This window comes from Flavobacterium gillisiae, from assembly GCF_900107635.1.
Classification (GTDB): domain Bacteria; phylum Bacteroidota; class Bacteroidia; order Flavobacteriales; family Flavobacteriaceae; genus Flavobacterium; species Flavobacterium gillisiae.
Genome location: NZ_FNRD01000011.1, coordinates 101,161 through 118,731 on the forward strand (window position 1 = coordinate 101,161; position 17,571 = coordinate 118,731).

A 17,571-nucleotide genomic window follows, 5' to 3' on the forward strand; every position below is an offset into this window, starting at 1 on the left:
ATACAAAAACGGTGTAAATAATTTTACACCGTTTTTGTATTTTTAATAATCTCCTCTTCCTTTAAATCTAGGATCATCTCTTTTGATGAATTCCGTTCTTCTTTTAGGAGTTTCTGTTTTTGGCAAACTCGCTTCTTCCGTTTTACTCGAAGGTTCGATAAGCTCGTTTAGTTCTTTTATTTCGGCATCAGTTAAATCGCGGTATCGTCCCATGGGGATATCAAGTGAAATATTGATGATTCGGATTCGTTTTAAACCTATAACTTCATATCCTAAATATTCACACATTCTACGAATTTGACGATTTAAACCTTGTGTAAGAATAATTTTAAAGATATCATTACTGATTTGCTCTACTTTACAATTTCTGGTCACCGTATCCAAAATAGGAATTCCATTTCCCATTCTTTCAATAAAACGATCTGTAATGGGTTTGTTGACAGTTACCGTATATTCTTTTTCGTGATTATTTCTAGCACGTAATATTTTATTGACGATGTCACCATCATTAGTCATGAATATTAATCCTTCACTAGCTTTGTCCAATCGTCCAATTGGGAAAATACGTTTCGGGTAATTAATATAATCGATGATATTATTACGAACATCTAAGTTGGTAGTGCATTCAATTCCTACAGGTTTGTAGAAAGCCAAGTAGACTGGTTTCTCGTGTTTTTCACGGATTAGTTTACCGTCAATACGCACTTCATCATCTGGCGAAACTTTCGTGCCTAATTCCGGAACTACTCCGTTTAGGGTTACACGTCCTTCATCGATTAGTTTGTCCGCTTCTCGACGGGAGCAATACCCAGTTTCTCCTATGAATTTATTAAGGCGTTTTAGATTATCTTCCATTCTGCAAAAGTAATCAATTTGGTAATTAGATACTATTTAAAATTGATTTGAAAAGTATTGTTACACAAAGATGCTCAAAGTTAAAACGCAGAGATGCTCAAAGTTTTTTTTTAAAAATTATAAAATTCTTCGTGAAGCTTTGTGTATCCTTTGTGAATCTTTGCAAAATAGTTTATTTTAAATTATTCAAATAAAAACTGAGAGATTTTTGTGTATAATTCGTCACTGTGCATGCTGTGACCTAGGCCGCTAGTTTCAATGAAAACCGAATCTTTCCATGTGCTGGCTATTTTTTTTCCTTCTTCAAATAAAACGATGGTGTCATCTTTATCATGAGCGATAAATCCTTTTGTTTGTATGTTGGCAGCAAATACTTTTCCTGAAAAATTTTCTAACTTGAGTTGGAAATGCTTCAGATAGTGTGCTTCTATGCCTCCTAAAATTATTGAATTTAAACTAAGCATCTCAATGTAGTTATTGAGTATGATTTTGAAATCGCTCGGCGAGCCTAATATTACTGTTTTTTCAATACTGTTATTGGGGTAATTCGATTGGTAGTACAAACAGGTTTTGGCACCTAAAGAGTGTCCGATGAGGTATTGTGGGTTGAATTTTTGAACTAGAACATCAATAAATGCGGCATACTGCGGAATGTTGAATTCGGTACCGCCCGAAAGACCGTGGGCAGGGGCGTCAATTGCAATGATAGTGCTTCCTGACTTTCTTAAATAAGGTAATATATTTTCCCATCGTGAGGCATTACTTTCCCAGCCATGAGCTAAAAGAATAATAGTATCATTTCCTTTCCAAGTGTAGGTTTGAAAATGAGTTTCGTTGTGGTGGTAGGTTTCTTTCTCTGTTTCTTGTAGTATTGCAGGAAGATTGTCTTTAGAGAGCTTGCCGTCTCGGGGTTCACTAAATAAAGTATACGCAAGTTGGGTCGCTTTTTCAGGCAATAGAAAACTCAGAACATTAATGTATAATCCGACAGATTTGGTAAAGAGGAAGTAGATTGTTTTTTTCACATGTAGATATTTATTGATTTTTATCGGTCATGTGTAATTCGCATACGATTATTGGTGTTTGCGAAGAAATTACGGTCATGCTCATTCCATAAAAAAAAAGTCCCGATGTGAATCGGGACTTAAATAGATTTAAAATTTAGAAAATAATTTTTCCATTTTTTCTTTTTCTTCATCAGCTAGAACGCTGTCAACTAATATTCTTCCTGAATGTTCGTCGATTATGATTTTCTTTCTAGAAGCAATCTCAACCTGCGTTTGAGGTGGAATTGTAAAGAAAGATCCTGCAGATGCACCTCTTTCGATAGAAACAACAGCTAAACCATTACGAACACTTGTTCTAATTCTAGTATAAGCAGCAAGTAATCTAGCTTCAATTTGCTCTTGGTATTCAGCAGATTTTTCTGTTAAAAATTCCTCTTCCTTAGCAGTTTCAGACATAATAGCGTCCAATTCTGATTTTTTATGTTTCAAGTGATTTGATTTTATTTCTAATCTTTCTTTAGATTGAGAAATAACATCTTTCTTGTGCTCGATAGAAGCTTTCATTTCTTTCATTTGCTTTTCAGCTAATTGAATTTCAAGCTCTTGAAACTCAACTTCTTTTGTCAAAGAGTTGAATTCTCTATTGTTACGAACAGTTTCTTGTTGTTTCGTGTATTTTTTGATAGCCTCTTTGTGCTCGTCAATTGCATTCTTTTTTCCTTTGATAAGGTCTTCGATAACTTCGAGTTCACTTTTCAATTTTTCAGAACGTGTGCTTAAACCTGCAACTTCATCTTCTAAATCTTCCACTTCTAGAGGAAGTTCCCCTCTTACGTTTCTGATTTCGTCAATCCTAGAGTCAATAAGTTGTAAATCGTAAATTGCTCTTAACTTGTCCTCAACACTTAATTCTTTCGTATTCGCCATATTCTATAAGTACTTAACTGGATTTGTATTTTCTTCTGATAAAATGATTGCAAAATTAAGGATTTTTTTCCGAAGATAATCAACAATATAATTTTTTGTATAGCGTTCGCTTTCAAAATGTCCAATATCTGCCAAAAGAAGCTGATTTTCGGCCTCATAAAACTGATGGTACTTCAAATCAGCGGTTAAAAAAGCATCGGCTCCAGCCATAATTGCATTTTTTATCGCATAACTTCCTGATCCACCTAAGACGGCCACCTTTTTTATCGGTTTTCCTGTAAATGCAGAATGCCTAATTCCTTCTGCCTCCATTTTTTGTTTCACAGCAGTTAAAAATGCTTTTTCATTCATTGGAGTTTCAAACTCACCAATCATTCCCAAACCTATATTTTGATGGCTATTTTGTAATTCATAAATTTCATACGCGACTTCCTCGTAAGCATGATTACTAAATAGGGTTTTAAGTATTTTTGATTCTAGATATTTTTCGAATGTCACTTCGATCTTAATTTCAGCGGTTTCCACAAATTCAAATCGCTCTCCTAATTGTGGATCGCTATTTTCGTTACCCATATAGGTTCCAATTCCTTTAGAGTTGAAACTACAATCTTCATAATTACCAATGTTTCCGGCTCCGGCGTCAAATAGTGCGTTGCGCACTTTTTCAGCATTTTCAGGAATAGTATAGGTAACTAATTTCCGAATGAAGTTTTGTTTGGGAATCAAGACTTTGGTGTTTTTAAGTCCTAGCGCATCACAAAATATTTTATTAACTCCGTTTTGATGGTTGTCTAAAGCCGTGTGAACAGCATAAATGGCAATATCATTTTTTATGGCTTTGATTATGGAACGTTCCACGTAATTTTTGCCTGTTATTTTCTTTAATCCTGAGAATAAAATAGGGTGGAAGCATACGACTAGATTGCATTTTTTTGTAATCGCTTCATCAATGACATTTTCCAGTGCATCATGACATACCAATACGCCCGTAGCTTCTGTGTTTTGGTCTCCAACAAGTAAGCCTACATTATCAAAATCTTCCGCATAAGCAAGCGGTGCCATTTCTTCGAGTACTAAAAGGATTTCTTTTATTTTCATGATATTGGATTATTTAGTGGCTTGATTTTTCGAAAAAAAGAATACTCAAGCTAACAAATACACTTTTGATTTCAATTCAAAGATAATTTATTATACTTTCGTATAATGATTTTACTGCGAAAAATACTCTTTCCGTTTGCTGTTTTATATGGTTTCATAACGGGTATTCGGAATTTTCTGTTTGATGACGGAATTTTAAAATCCTATGCTTTTGATCTACCTATTATAGCAGTTGGGAACCTTAGTGTGGGTGGTACAGGTAAAACACCTCAAATAGAATACTTAATTAGGTTACTTGCAAAGAACTACAATGTCGCGACATTAAGTCGGGGATATAAGCGAAAGTCTGAAGGTTTTATTTTAGCGGACGCTACATCTAATGCTGAAGTGTTGGGCGACGAGCCTTTTCAATTCTATAAAAAATTTAAGAACGTTCAAGTGGCTGTTGATGCCAATCGGAAGAACGGGATCGAACAACTGCTTTCGCAAAAGCAAAAGCCAGAGGTTATTTTACTGGATGATGCGTACCAGCATAGGAAAGTAAAAGCGGGTTTCTATATTTTGCTTACGTCTTATGGCGAGTTATATTGTGATGATTTTATTCTTCCTACGGGGAATTTAAGAGAAAGTAGGAGCGGAGCAAAACGAGCCAATGTAATTGTCGTTACGAAATGCCCTTCAAACCTGTCAGCAGCAGAGCAGGATAGCATTAAAAATAGATTGAAAATCACCAAAAATCAAGAGTTGTATTTTACAAGCATTGAGTACGATGAATTTGTTTTTTCTGATGAAGAGCAAATAAAAGTAACGGATTTAGTAGGGCGAGATAAATTACTTTTGGCGGGTATTGCAAAACCAGCATCTTTTTTTGCATATTTGCAGGCTGCAAATGATGTAACGATGGATTTTCCAGACCATCATCATTTTAGTGAAAAAGACATTTTAGACATTAAAAATAAATCGCTAAACAAGATCATTATTACTACTGAGAAGGATTATGTTCGATTGCAGGGACGATTGCCCGCCGATCAGCTTTTTTATCTACCGATAAAAAGTCAATTTCTCGCAGCAGATGAAAAGTTTAGAAAAACAATTATTAATTATGTGGGAACAAGTACAAGAGACGGTAAGTTATATCAATAAAATAAATAGTTTCAATCCTGAATACGGGATTATATTAGGTTCTGGATTAGGAAGTTTTACGGAGGATATTAAAATAGAATTTACACTACCGTATAATGAAATTCCTAATTTTCCTGTATCTACTGTTCAGGGCCATAAAGGGGCTTTGGTTTTTGGGACTATTGGTGATAAAAAGGTAGTAGCCATGCAAGGGCGTTTTCATTTCTATGAAGGCTATTCTATGAAGGAAGTTACTTTTCCAGTACGTGTATTAAAATTTTTAGGAGTTAAAAAACTAATAGTTTCAAATGCATCAGGTGGAGTGAATCCTATTTATAAAATTGGAGAAATTATTATCATAAAGGATCATATTAATTTTACGCCAGAGCATCCGTTACGTGGTGCAAATGATGAACGTTTTGGTCCCCGTTTTGTAAATATGAGTGAGCCTTATTCGAGAAAAATGATTGCAAAAGCAAAAGAGCTAGCTTTAGAATTAAATATAGAAGTTAAAGACGGGATTTATTTAGGTTTGCAAGGGCCTAGTTTTGAAACGTTGGCAGAGTATAAAATGGTTAAAATTCTAGGTGCTGATTGTGTAGGAATGTCAACTGTCCCAGAAGTTATTGTGGCGCGTCACATGGATTTAGAAACTTTTGGAATATCTGTAATTACAGACATAGGAGACGAAGATAATATTGACTCCATCTCTCATGACGAAGTATTAGAAGCAGCACAAAATGCAGAACCTAACGTAAGAAAGTTAATCAAAGAATTAATTTTAAAGTACTAAACTAAGAAAGGTTATTTGCAATTACAGTGTAGAAAACTTCAGGAGCAAATGGTTTAGTAACTACATCATTCATACCAAAGGATAGCAACATTTCTCTGTTTTCATCTAGAGAAATGGCTGTTATTGCAATAATTGGAGTAACAGAATCAAATTCTCTTATCTGCTTTGTTGCAATGGTACCGTTGATTCCAGGTAAATGAACGTCCATTAAAACCATGTCATAATTATTGTTTCTAACAGTTTCAATTGCTTCTTCACCGTTGTCAATGATTTCACAAACGATACCCTTATTTTCGAGCATTTTTTTGGTAATCATTTGGTTGATTTTATTGTCTTCAACAATAAGTATCTTTTTGTTTTTTAAAGTTTCATCGTCATAAGTTTGTATAGGGGCCTCTTCTGGCAATTGATTTTTGTCTACTTTAAATTGTAAATCAAAAAAGAAAGTAGAACCTTGCCCTAGGATACTTTGGAGCTTTATTTCTCCTCCTAGTATTTCAATCAGTTTTTTTACAATGGTTAACCCAAGGCCTGTTCCTCCAAATTTGCGGTTGATTTCCACAGATCCTTGTGAAAAACTCTCAAATACAGTTTCTAATTTGTCTTCAGATATTCCTATTCCGGTATCCGTAATTTCAAAGGATAGGATGACGGTTTCGGTTTCTAACTGAGTTACTTTGGTAGTAACTGTTACGCTCCCGTCCTTTGTGAACTTGAGGGCGTTATTAATCAAATTCATGAATATTTGGGATAACTTAGTGGGGTCGCCAATTAAATTATCTGGAATATTTGAATCGATATTGAGAGTAAAAACATCATTATTGGTAATTGCCAGCCCTTTTAACGAGTTCTTTATATCTTCTAAAAGTTCCTTTAGATTAAATTTAATGTACTCTATTTCAGTTTTGTTAGAATCGATTTTGTTGATTTCAAGAATTTCATTAATGAAGGTGGCTAAATAATTTCCGGAGAATTTTAACGAGGATAAATAATGCAATTGTGATTCCTTTGGGTTTTCTTCCAGCAACAGATGGGTTATTCCATTTATGGCATTTAAAGGTGTTCTAAGCTCATGACTTACTGTTGATAAAAATTCAGACCTGGCTTTTGAGGCTTTTTCCGTCTTTTCTTTTTCAATCAGTAATTCATTGTTTTTTTCTTTGAGTAATAGGTTTGATTTGTTTCTGATGATATTGTTTTTGTACAATGATAAGCTCAGCAGTGATAAAATGGTGATTAAGGCAATTGCCAGAATGTTAATGAGTTTAGAAAATTTATTGGTTTTTTCTTCTTCAGCATTTTTATGGTTAATTCTTTTTGCTTTTTTTATTCGCTGCGTTTCTTTAAAGTTTTCGTAATCATCGATGCCTAACTTTTCATTATTTGCAATTTCTAAACTTTCTTTTAAGTTTAGGTGCTGTTTCAAATACAAGTAGGCATTGCTCTTATCTAAAGTTTTTTCATATACTTTACTTAGTGCTAATAAAACTCTTGATTTTTGATTTAAGTTGTTCTCCTTGGAGTTAAGGTCAAATGCTTTGTTAAGATAAGTTAGCGCGAGATTATTTCTATTATTAGAGGCTTCGATAAGGCCCATTTGATATAAAGCCTCTACTTTAGCGTCGAGGATAGCTGGATTGTCCGGTTTAGAAATTACAGAATTAAAACAGAATGCTGCAGTATTAAGATTCCCGTTCGCTTTGTAAATAATCCCTTTTTGAAGATTAAGTAAATCTTCGTCAGTATCGATATTTAATTCCTTATAAATAAATAATGCCTTATTAAGAGCGGTTTCAGCAGCTTTGTAATTGTTTACACCAATGTAGGAAAGGCTTAGGTAATAATAATTTTTAGCAGCTTCGTGTGATGGTGGTAAACTTTCGAATAAAGCGATGCTTTCATTAAAAATATCTTTGGCATCACCGTATTTATTGAGGTTATAATAAAGTACACCTAAATTATACGTTTGGATTGCTTGGGCTTCTGTTTGTCCATTGTTGTCGCAATAATTGATTGCTTTCTGAGTAAAAAGAAGCGCATCTTTGTATTTGTTTTCTTTGATGCTAGAATTTGCCAGATTGGTATAATAGGCAATGCTATCTGTACTCTCTTTTTTTTGAGAATAAAGAAATGAATTAATAAAAAACATAAAAACCAAAAGGTATCTCATTTGTTGTTTATTTTTCTGGGCAATTTTTATTTTACAGTCAGTAGTATTAAATCTATTATTCTTGATGAATATCCTATTTCATTGTCGTACCATCCTACTACCTTAACCATTTTGTCTATTACGGATGTAAGCTGTGCATCAAAGACACATGAATTTTTATTTCCAATAATGTCTACAGAAACGATAGGGTCTTCTGTGTAATCTAAAATTCCTTTTAAATTATTTTGGGCAGCATATCTAAATGCTTCGTTGATTTCATTTATTGTAACGGCACGTTTTACATTGAATGTAATATCCGTTAATGATCCATCTGGAACGGGTACTCGAATTCCGCAACCGCCTATTTTGCCGTCTAATGTAGGGAATATTTTTGTTAATGCTTTGGCTGCTCCAGTTGTTGTAGGTACAATGGATTGGCTAGCTCCACGTGCTCTGCGTAGATCTTTATGGGGTTGATCGTGCAGGCTTTGGTCTGTGGTGTACGAATGAATGGTAGTGATATATGCTTGTTCTATTCCACATAGTTCGTCAATTACCTTCATCATAGGTGCTGCATTATTCGTTGTGCAGCTCGCATTAGAAATAATAGTTTCTGTACCGTCAAGAATATGATCGTTTACGCCTATAACAACAGTTTTGATACTGTCGACTTCAGAAGGAGCAGATAAGATTACTTTCTTAGCTCCTGCGATTATATGCGCATTTAACTCTTCATAAGTTTTGTATTTACCAGTAGATTCGATTACGTAATCGATAGCTAAACTTTTCCAATCTAAATTTGAAATTTGTTTCTCATGAAAAAATAGAAAATGGTCTTCTTCCACAAGAATTCCTTTCTCATCTGAGCTAACCTTGTAAGGTAAAACTCCGTGAATACTATCGTATTTTAATAAATGGGCCATTGTTTTTGTATCAGCAATGTCATTTATAGCAACAACTTCAATAGTAGGGTGGTTTAAAAGCAATCGAAATAGATTTCGACCAATTCTTCCAAAACCATTTATGGCAATTTTTGTTTTTATATTCATTTAAGATTTAGCATTCAACAGTTAACATAATTATAGAATGTGCTTCTGTGCTTTATAGGAAGAACGAACTAATGGGCCACTCTCTACATGACGAAATCCTAATTCTAATCCGTATTTTTCATAGATGGCAAATTGATCTGGTGTGATAAATTCTTTAACCGGTAAGTGTTTTTTACTTGGTTGCAAGTATTGACCTATTGTTACCACATCTACATTAGCTTCACGAAGATCTCTCATTGTCTGAAAAACTTCTTCTTCTTGCTCACCAAGACCAAGCATAATCCCAGACTTTGTTCTCTTGATTCCTTTTTCTTTTAGGTATCTTAAAACTTCTAAGCTACGGTCATATTTCGCTTGAATACGCACTTCACGAGTTAGTCTGCGTACGGTTTCCACATTATGAGAAACTACTTCAGGATTCGCGTCCACAATACGGTCAATGTTTCTTTCGATACCTTGGAAATCAGGAATCAAAGTCTCCAGAGTAGTGGTTGGATTCATTCTTCGGATGGCTTTTACAGTTTCTATCCAAATAATAGAACCTCCATCTTTTAAATCATCTCTGTCTACGCTGGTAATTACAGCATGTTTGATATTCATGATTTTTATGGAACGCGCTACTTTTTCAGGCTCATCCCAGTCTACCGTTTCAGGTCTACCGGTTTTTACGCCACAAAAACCACAAGAACGGGTACAGGTATTTCCTAAAATCATAAATGTAGCAGTCCCTTCACCCCAGCATTCACCCATGTTAGGGCAGCTTCCTGATGCACAAATCGTATTCAAACTATATTTATCCACTAAGCCACGAAGCTCAGTGTATTTTTGTCCTATCGGGAGTTTTACCTTCAACCATTTTGGTTTTTGAACAGGTAAAGTATTTTCTAAAACAGTTTCCATAAATCAATTTTGAGACTGCAAATATAAGGAATGTTGATTTAAAATAGGGTGTTTCGGGCATGAAGCTTGAGCGCCGTTTTTATATTGCTTTTTTATACTGCTTTTTGGAGCTAATTCCAGCTTTTCATTGCTTTCTAGGCTAGAACTATAGGTATTTGTTAATGTTTTGTTTCTAGGTGTAGACATAAAAAAAACAGAACCTCTCGATTCTGCTTTTTTGTTGAAGACTAATTCATTTGAACAATGATGGGTAGATTGTAGGAGGTTCGCACTGGTTTAGAACCTATCATTCCTGGAGTCCATTTTGTTTTTAAAGACTTTAACACCCGAATAGCTTCTTTTCCTAGTCCATAACCAGGATCGTTTTTTACTTGTACGTCAGTCATACTTCCGTCTTTTTCAACCACAAAAGAAACATAAATACGAATACTTCTTTCAGCGTTTATTTCAGGGCTTTCAAAATTCTTCCCTATGTAGGTGTAGAATTTAGCAATTCCCCCAGGAAATTCAGGAAGCTTGTCTAGTAGCGCACTGGTTACAACGGTATTTCCGTAATCAGTGATTGCGGGAGTAGCATTTCCTATTCCTTGTGATGCAACAGGATTGGTCCCGATAATTGCAACCCCATTAGAACTCTCATTTATTGGTGCTGTGTTTTCAATGTTTTTCGCAATGTCTGGAGTCGCTAATGCAGCTTTTACTATTGTGGGATTTATGAACTGTTGTTTTTCAATGAGGACCGTAGGTTTTTGTTGGATCGCCTTCGGGAGAATCGGTTGTTCAATCTTTTTTACTTGATTCGGAAAAATTTTAGTCACCTGAATAATTTGATCAATACTGTCGGGAGTTAGTGTAGGTATGTTTTTTTCAGGATTAAGAAGACTCATAATCTTTGGAATACTTGCTAGAGAAGCACATAATAGTAAACCCATAAAAAGTGCAAATAAGGAAGTTTTGGCACTTTCTTGACGCAATTGATATGCCCCGTATTCTTTGTTTTTGTTTTCGAAAACTAGATTAATCCAGCTGGTTTCGTAAAGACTTAGTTTTGACATAATTCATGGATTTAATGGGTTAAGTATCAGTTAAATCATAAGCATGTGCTATTTTAAGTACTAACGCAAATAACAAGAAATTTAGTATGTAAAACAGAGGTTATTTTTGCAAGAAAAATAGGAAGAGTAGAAAAGTATAGTGTAGGGGGATTTTTTAAGCTAACAAGGTGCTAATGAGGAACTGAATTAGCGCTTATCTCGAATGATTTCTGCTAGTAATTTTTTAGCGCGAAGGAGTTTAATTTTCACGTTACTTAACGGCTCGTCAATTTTGTTGGCGATTTCCTGATAACTCATTTCTTGAAAATAACGCAATTGGATTACTTCCTGGTAATGGGGTTTGAGCTCTTTTATATATCGCAGTAACTGAGAAAGATTTTGTTCTGTTATCAGTTCGTCTTCTTTAGATGGAGTAGTGTCAGCAATATTGTAAGCTTTCTTGTCTTCTTGGTCTGTAATTTCTACAAAAAGACTGGATTTCTTTTTGCGTAATAAATCGATATGCACATTTTTAGCAATACTAATAAGCCAAGTGTTAAACTGGAATTCAGGGTTGTAACTCGCAATTTTATCAAAAGCTTTCGAAAATGTTTCTATAGTAATATCCTCAGCGCTGGTCTCGTTTTCGGTGCGTTTTAACATGAAGCCATATACTTCATTCCAGTAATAATTCAATAGAAAGGTGAAGGCCGCTTGATCTCCTTTTTTTGCTTTTTCGATTTGATTATTTATTTCCAATGTACCGGTTTTGAGAAAGTATTCAATATAAAGATATTGATTTGTGTGAATATAAGCACTAATTCAACAATAGGAAACCAATATTTTAAATCTTTCTCCTTTAATTTTCCCGCTGAAAAACCGATAACAATCCAAACAGCAATATATCTCACAGCAATTAAACTTAATACCAGAATCCAACGAAATTGAAAGGATAGTAAGATAATAGGAAGTATAACAAACAATAACTGGGAACAATAGAAAAGGCCTAATTGTAATTTATCTAATGTGTTATAATGGTTTGCGGTAGCAACATGCCTTCTTTTTTGGGTAATCCAATCTCTATATTTGGTTTTCGGTTTCGAATATGTGAAACTTTCGGGAGCGTAAGCAATAGCCGTGTTTTTTGCTGTAGCAGCTTCATTTACAAATAAATCATCATCTCCCGATCGTATCTGAATGTGATTTATAAAACCGTTTACATTAAAAAACTCGTCTTTTTTGTAGGCTAAATTTCTACCTACTCCCATATAAGGATGTCCTGCTTTTGCCCATGAAAAGTATTGTATTGCAGTAAGTAGAGTTTCAAAACGAATTAATTTGTTAAGAAAGGAGTTGGCGATTTTTTCGTATCCTCCGTATCCTAATACAATCGTTTTTTGCATTGTAAACTGAGAACTCATGGCTGTTATCCATTCTTTAGAAGTAGGATAGCAATCAGCATCTGTAAATAATAAATAATCGTTTTTAGCAGCTTTTATTCCTAAGGTTAGGGCGTATTTTTTATTTCCCCAAAAGGCCTCGTTATTTTGGACTTTTACCAAACGGATATTTGGATATTGTTTTTCAAAGTCTTCAAATATATCCAAAGTACCATCACTTGAAGCGTCGTCTATCAAGACGATTTCAAAATCAGGGTAGTTCTGTTCAGCAAGTAGCGGAATAAAATTAACCACATTTTCCTCTTCGTTTTTGGCGCATACGATAACAGATACGGAAAGTCTTTTCGGTGTTGTTTTTTGTGCTTTAGCGAAAGAAAATTTTCCGAAAACACCTAAATAATATGAAAGTTGAATGGCAACGACAACAATAAAAAAGTAAAGAATTATTATAAGCATCTGAGTTTTATGAGTTATTAAACCCGAAATTTCGGGAAAGCGCAAAGGTATGAATAGAATTGTGAATTGTAAATGATAAATTATTGAATTTTTAAAAAATTATCGAGGACATTTTTTCATCTCATTTGCAAGTGCAACTGACTGATTGTCTTCAGTTTTTTCTAATTCTGATATGATATTCTCGTAATTTTTATCATCACGATTTTGAGATAGTTTTTTTGTCGCGTGAATTTCGGTAATTTCAATTTCAAAAGCGACAATTCCGCGAGTTTGCATCATGGTTTTTTTTGATAAACCTTCAACACGAACAGGGTTCTCAGATGATTTCTCGTATTTATCTACTAATTTCTTTAAAGATGTTATAACAGCTTCTCCTTCGATAATTCTAATTCTACCATAAACGTGTACCGCGATATAATTCCAAGTAGGAACATTTTCATGATCGTACCATGAGGATGAAATATAGGAGTGCGGACCAGAAAAAATAGCCAGTATTTGATCATTCTCAGAGAAACCTTTCCATTGTGGATTTTCTTTTGAAAGATGTCCTTGCAAAATAGTTTTCCCTTCTTTGTTAGTGTCCAGCTCCAGCGGGATGTGGGTTGCAGTTAACTTGGCTTCTGTTTGATTGATAAGGATGCCAAAACTATTTGCTTGTAAAAAAGCATGAATGTCTTCTTGATTTTCATTTTTGTAAATATCAGGGATGAACATGTGATTTTTGATTTTAGATTAACGTTTTTATAATTTGGTCACTAAATCGCATTACTCAGCATTAGAATTTTGGTATTGAAACTTTAATTTATATTATATTCACTTCGGCTTCAATGTAAATGCCAAATGTTTTAAAAATCGTTTCTTGAATGTTTTTTGAAACATTTAGAATTTCTAGTCCCGTCGCCTTTCCATAGTTCACTAAAACTAACGCTTGGTTTTTATGGATTCCTGCGTCTCCAAAGCGTTTTCCTTTAAAGCCAGCCTGCTCTATCAGCCATCCTGCAGGTACTTTTACTTCGGTTTCTGAGATGTCATAGTATTTCATTTCAGGAAATTGCTGATGTATTTTTTCGAAATCAGATTTTAAAAGGATTGGGTTTTTAAAAAAGCTACCGCTGTTTCCTAGTTCTTTGGGATCGGGTAATTTACTTTGTCGAATGGCAATAACAGCATCACTTACCTCCTTCAAACTAGGGTTTGTAATGTTGTTTTTAGATAATTCATTCGTGATATCACCGTAGGACGTATTGATATTGTGGTTTCGTTTTGTTAATTTGAAAACCACTGACGTAATTATGTATTGGTCTTTTACTTCGTTTTTAAAGATGCTTTCACGATATCCGAAACGACACTCTTCTTTTGTGAATATTTTTAATTCTTGATTTATAGTGGTTAGCGCTTCACAAGACACAAAAGTATCTTTCATTTCGGTTCCATATGCCCCGATATTTTGTACGGGAGTAGTCCCTACATTTCCCGGGATAAGCGACATGTTTTCCAGTCCGCCAAAATTTTGATCAATTGTCCATAATACGAATTCGTGCCAGTTTTCACCAGCTTGGCTTTCTACCCAAACGTAATCTTCATTTTCACTTACAATTTTTTTTCCTTTCAGGTCAATGTGAATTACTAAAGCTTCAATATCTTTAGTTAAAAGCATGTTGCTACCACCACCAAGGATGAATTTACTGTCGGATTTGTTTTGCACTAAAATAGTCGTCAATTCGGCGATACTGTGTACTGCCACAAATTGTTTTGCTTTGGCTTCAATGCCAAAAGTATTATAGTTTTTTAGAGAAAAATCAGTTTGTATTTCCATGAAAGAAAGTGCTTTTTATGAATGAGTTTCGGGTCCAAAAGTAAGAATTAAAATTTATTTGCATAGCTTTTCATCCAGATATGCATCATAAATAATGGCATAATATATGGAATCATTCTGATATCTCCTTTTTCTAAATTCTGAATTAGTTGCTTGATGTTTATATTTTCGAAGTAAGGCATTCGAAAAAGATCACTTTTCGAAAAAGATTCTAATTCGTCTTTGAAAGCGGGGCTTTTTATTAAATAATCTCCCCATGGAGCACTTAGTCCTACTTTTTTGAATTTTAGAATTTCTTCGGGTAGACGGTCTTGCATTGCTGTTTTTAGAATGAATTTTCCTTTTTTTCCGGTGAACATCCATTTGTCTTCCAAAGAACCTAAACCTATTATTAGTCTTTGGTCTAAAAAAGGTTCGCGGCATTCTATTGATGCGCCCATAGTGACACGATCATTTCGGTAAAGAAGTGAGCGTAAATACGTTTGCTGATCAAAATAGAGCGCTTGTCTTCTTAAGTTATCCGGATACAAAGCTTTTGCTTCTTTATATATTTTCCTTCTATATTCATTTTTGGGTGTAGCATGAATTCCGAAAGTTTTTGAAATATCTTCAGGATAAATATTACAACCATTATAGAATATTAAATCAGATTTTTTACTGATCTGCGAATATCGAATGAGCTTTTCATAACGTGGATTTTTTTCAAAAAGATCCAAATTTCCTATCGTCGCAATTGAATTTAGTAAGGATGGGTATTGTAATGTTTTGTATCGAACATAACCACCCATCAATTCATCAGCACCTTCACCAGATAGTAAGACTTTCACATGTGGTTTTGCCATTTTTGAGAGAGCTAGTAAATGCGGCTCACTTAAATGCATTATGGGTTCGTCTTGAAGGTAGGTTGACTCTATTAGATTGTCATAAAGAGCTGTGCCCTCGAGTTGCATAGTATGAAAATCATATCCGAATTTTTCAGCCATCTTTTTTGCTAGATGTGATTCGTTGTGTTCTTCCTCCTTGAAACCGATATTGAAGGTTTGTACGCTTTTGTAATTTTGGTGGTTTAAGGAAGTAAGAATTGATGAAGAATCGAGGCCTCCACTCAGTAAAACACCAACAGGAACGTCACTTACCATTCTTAATCTTACTGAATCATCAAAAGTTTCTTTAAACCATTCGACTGGATTTTTAATTTTAGGTTGATTTTGAATTTCCTTTTTTAAATTCCACCATTTATTACTAGTGATTTTTCCTCCTTCATGGATGGTCATACTATGTCCGGGAAGTACTTTGTTTACATTTTGATATAAAGTATTTTTCCCTGTTACAAATCTGTTAAAAATATATTCTTCTAGTCCGTCCTGAGCAATTTTAAGTGGAACCCCAGCTGTGAAAAGCGCTTTTTGTTCAGATGCAAAATAGAATGTTTCGTTATAAAATGAATAATATAGAGGTTTGACACCCATTCTATCTCGCACGAGGACAAGCTTTTTTTCTAATTTATCCCAAATGGCAAATGCAAACATTCCGTTGAGACGAGAAAGCATTTTTAAGCCATAGAGTTCATAAAGTTTCATTAAAACTTCAGTGTCAGAGCTTGTCTTGATATCAAATCCATTACTTTTTAGTTCAGGATAGAACTCCTTGAAATTGTAAATTGCACCATTGTACACCATTACATATCTTTCGTTATCAGAAAGAAAAGGTTGATGACCAGCAGCCGATACATCAAGAATTGAAAGCCTTCTATGACCGAAACCAATATTATTTTCAATAAAAACGCCGGAATCATCAGGGCCGCGATGTTCCAGTGAATCACGCATCTTGGTCAGAAGACGATTATCCACTTTTTTTTGTGACTGTATATGTAAGATTCCATTAATTCCACACATAGCTAATTTGTTTTAGTAGTGTTAATTAATTCGTGGTATTTGGCGGCAATTATTTTCATATTGATTTTATAATCGACGTTTTCTTCGATAAATTTTCTGTTATTCAAAACGGATTCTTTCCTATAATCAGTGTGTTCGAAGGCCCATGCTATTTCTTCAGCTAGCATTTTTGAATCATCGACATTGATTAATTGTCCGTTTTCACGATGGGTAATCCAGCTTTGATTACCGGGAATATTGGAAACAATAGGATAACAATTAGAGGCCATTGCTTCAAATAATGATGCTGATACGCCTTCGGTTGTTGGCATACTAATATAAAAGTTAGACTCTTGTAGTAATTTAGGTAATTCCGTATTTTGAATTCTCCCTGTAAAAAAAACCTTCTTCTCAATATTTAATTTTTTTGCTAAATTTTGTAAGTTAGCAAGCTGTGTTCCGTCGCCAACGATAGTGAGGATAAAGTCAATCCCTTTTTTGTTTAAAAGGTCAAATGATTTTAAAATGGCATCATGACGGTATTCAGGCAATAGAGAACGAGTGACAATTGCAGTAATTTTTTCGGGATTTGCGGTGTTTTTATTGTCAAATTTCGATAAGTCAATCCCTTTTGGAAGAACCAAGACTTTGTTCATCTCCACATTCGCTTCAGTCATTGAAAGAGTCATTACCGGCCCCCAAGCATGAATAAGGGTCGCTTTTTTGAAGGCGTAATTTTGAATTATTATTTTGAGCGGCAATAGAATAGAGTCTTCTGGCCATAAGTCGGTTCTGCCCTGTTGTGCAATAGCCACCGGTTTTATACCAGATAAAGCGGCAAGAAGGCCGTAGCTCGTGGTTCTTTCGGCAATGACCATATCTGGTTGGTGCAGCTTTATTATCTTCTTAATTTTAAACAAAGCAAAGTTGTATTCACAAAGCCGTTTTATTCTGTTGAAAAAAGTATCGCTTGGTGTTTTTAATTCCCAACTGATTATTTCAAAATCACCAAATTCTTTTAGTCCATTCGTCCAAGTTATGGCATCAGCTCTATAAGATTCGCCAAGAAAAAGTATTTTTCTTTTTTTCAT

General features: G+C 34.5%; 16 protein-coding genes. 2 read left to right on the forward strand and 14 right to left on the reverse strand.

Annotation, left to right across the window (positions count from 1 at the left end):
- Positions 1–42: 42 nt before the first annotated feature.
- The 4 genes from rluF to BLV35_RS14920 form a co-directional block, all read right to left on the reverse strand.
- Entirely contained in the window at positions 43–855 is an 813-nt protein-coding gene (gene rluF / locus BLV35_RS14905; RefSeq protein ID WP_091092036.1) for a 23S rRNA pseudouridine(2604) synthase RluF, read from the reverse strand.
- A gap of 182 nt (positions 856–1,037) precedes the next feature.
- A complete protein-coding gene (locus tag BLV35_RS14910) occupies positions 1,038–1,880 on the reverse strand; it encodes an alpha/beta fold hydrolase (RefSeq protein WP_091092039.1) in 843 nt (280 codons plus the stop codon).
- Positions 1,881–2,009: 129 nt separating this feature from the next.
- Positions 2,010–2,789 (reverse strand): zinc ribbon domain-containing protein, encoded by a 780-nt coding sequence (locus BLV35_RS14915; protein WP_074724399.1) that lies wholly within the window; start codon positions 2,787–2,789, stop codon positions 2,010–2,012.
- A gap of 3 nt (positions 2,790–2,792) precedes the next feature.
- Entirely contained in the window at positions 2,793–3,887 is a 1,095-nt protein-coding gene (locus BLV35_RS14920; RefSeq protein WP_091092041.1) for a Nif3-like dinuclear metal center hexameric protein, read from the reverse strand.
- A gap of 105 nt (positions 3,888–3,992) precedes the next feature.
- Here BLV35_RS14920 and lpxK point away from each other — a divergent pair, with 105 nt between their 5' ends.
- A complete protein-coding gene (lpxK, locus tag BLV35_RS14925) occupies positions 3,993–5,030 on the forward strand; it encodes a tetraacyldisaccharide 4'-kinase (RefSeq protein ID WP_091092043.1) in 1,038 nt (345 codons plus the stop codon).
- The gene (locus BLV35_RS14930; RefSeq protein WP_091092156.1) at positions 4,990–5,802 is read left to right on the forward strand and encodes a purine-nucleoside phosphorylase; all 813 of its coding nucleotides are present in this window, start codon (positions 4,990–4,992) and stop codon (positions 5,800–5,802) included. The genes lpxK and BLV35_RS14930 overlap by 41 nt, the downstream gene beginning before the upstream one ends.
- A 1-nt stretch (position 5,803) precedes the next feature.
- Here the strand turns inward: BLV35_RS14930 and BLV35_RS14935 are convergent, their stop codons facing one another.
- From BLV35_RS14935 to BLV35_RS14985, 10 genes are all read right to left on the reverse strand, one after another.
- The gene (locus tag BLV35_RS14935; RefSeq protein WP_091092046.1) at positions 5,804–7,972 is read right to left on the reverse strand and encodes a response regulator; all 2,169 of its coding nucleotides are present in this window, start codon (positions 7,970–7,972) and stop codon (positions 5,804–5,806) included.
- A 26-nt stretch (positions 7,973–7,998) separates the two neighbouring features.
- Positions 7,999–8,994 (reverse strand): type I glyceraldehyde-3-phosphate dehydrogenase, encoded by a 996-nt coding sequence (gene gap, locus BLV35_RS14940; protein ID WP_091092159.1) that lies wholly within the window; start codon positions 8,992–8,994, stop codon positions 7,999–8,001.
- Between the two features lie 36 nt (positions 8,995–9,030).
- Positions 9,031–9,900: a lipoyl synthase gene (lipA, locus tag BLV35_RS14945; protein WP_091092049.1), complete on the reverse strand. Its 870-nt coding sequence runs from the start codon at positions 9,898–9,900 to the stop codon at positions 9,031–9,033.
- 227 nt (positions 9,901–10,127) lie between these two features.
- A complete protein-coding gene (locus tag BLV35_RS14955; protein ID WP_091092055.1) occupies positions 10,128–10,955 on the reverse strand; it encodes an energy transducer TonB in 828 nt (275 codons plus the stop codon).
- A 186-nt stretch (positions 10,956–11,141) separates the two neighbouring features.
- On the reverse strand, positions 11,142–11,693 hold the full coding sequence (locus BLV35_RS14960; protein WP_091092057.1) for an RNA polymerase sigma factor: 552 nt from the start codon (positions 11,691–11,693) through the stop codon (positions 11,142–11,144).
- A complete protein-coding gene (locus tag BLV35_RS14965) occupies positions 11,684–12,790 on the reverse strand; it encodes a glycosyltransferase (protein WP_091092059.1) in 1,107 nt (368 codons plus the stop codon). Before BLV35_RS14965 ends, BLV35_RS14960 begins: the two co-directional genes overlap by 10 nt.
- 99 nt (positions 12,791–12,889) lie before the next feature.
- Positions 12,890–13,504, reverse strand: a complete 615-nt coding sequence (locus BLV35_RS14970; RefSeq protein ID WP_091092061.1) for an FMN-binding negative transcriptional regulator — start codon at positions 13,502–13,504, stop codon at positions 12,890–12,892.
- An 88-nt stretch (positions 13,505–13,592) separates the two neighbouring features.
- A complete protein-coding gene (murB, locus tag BLV35_RS14975) occupies positions 13,593–14,606 on the reverse strand; it encodes a UDP-N-acetylmuramate dehydrogenase (protein WP_091092063.1) in 1,014 nt (337 codons plus the stop codon).
- A 47-nt stretch (positions 14,607–14,653) separates the two neighbouring features.
- Positions 14,654–16,501, reverse strand: a complete 1,848-nt coding sequence (gene asnB / locus BLV35_RS14980) for an asparagine synthase (glutamine-hydrolyzing) (RefSeq protein WP_091092066.1) — start codon at positions 16,499–16,501, stop codon at positions 14,654–14,656.
- Positions 16,502–16,503: 2 nt separating this feature from the next.
- Positions 16,504–17,571, reverse strand: coding sequence for a glycosyltransferase (locus tag BLV35_RS14985; protein ID WP_091092069.1), 1,068 nt, complete (start codon positions 17,569–17,571; stop codon positions 16,504–16,506).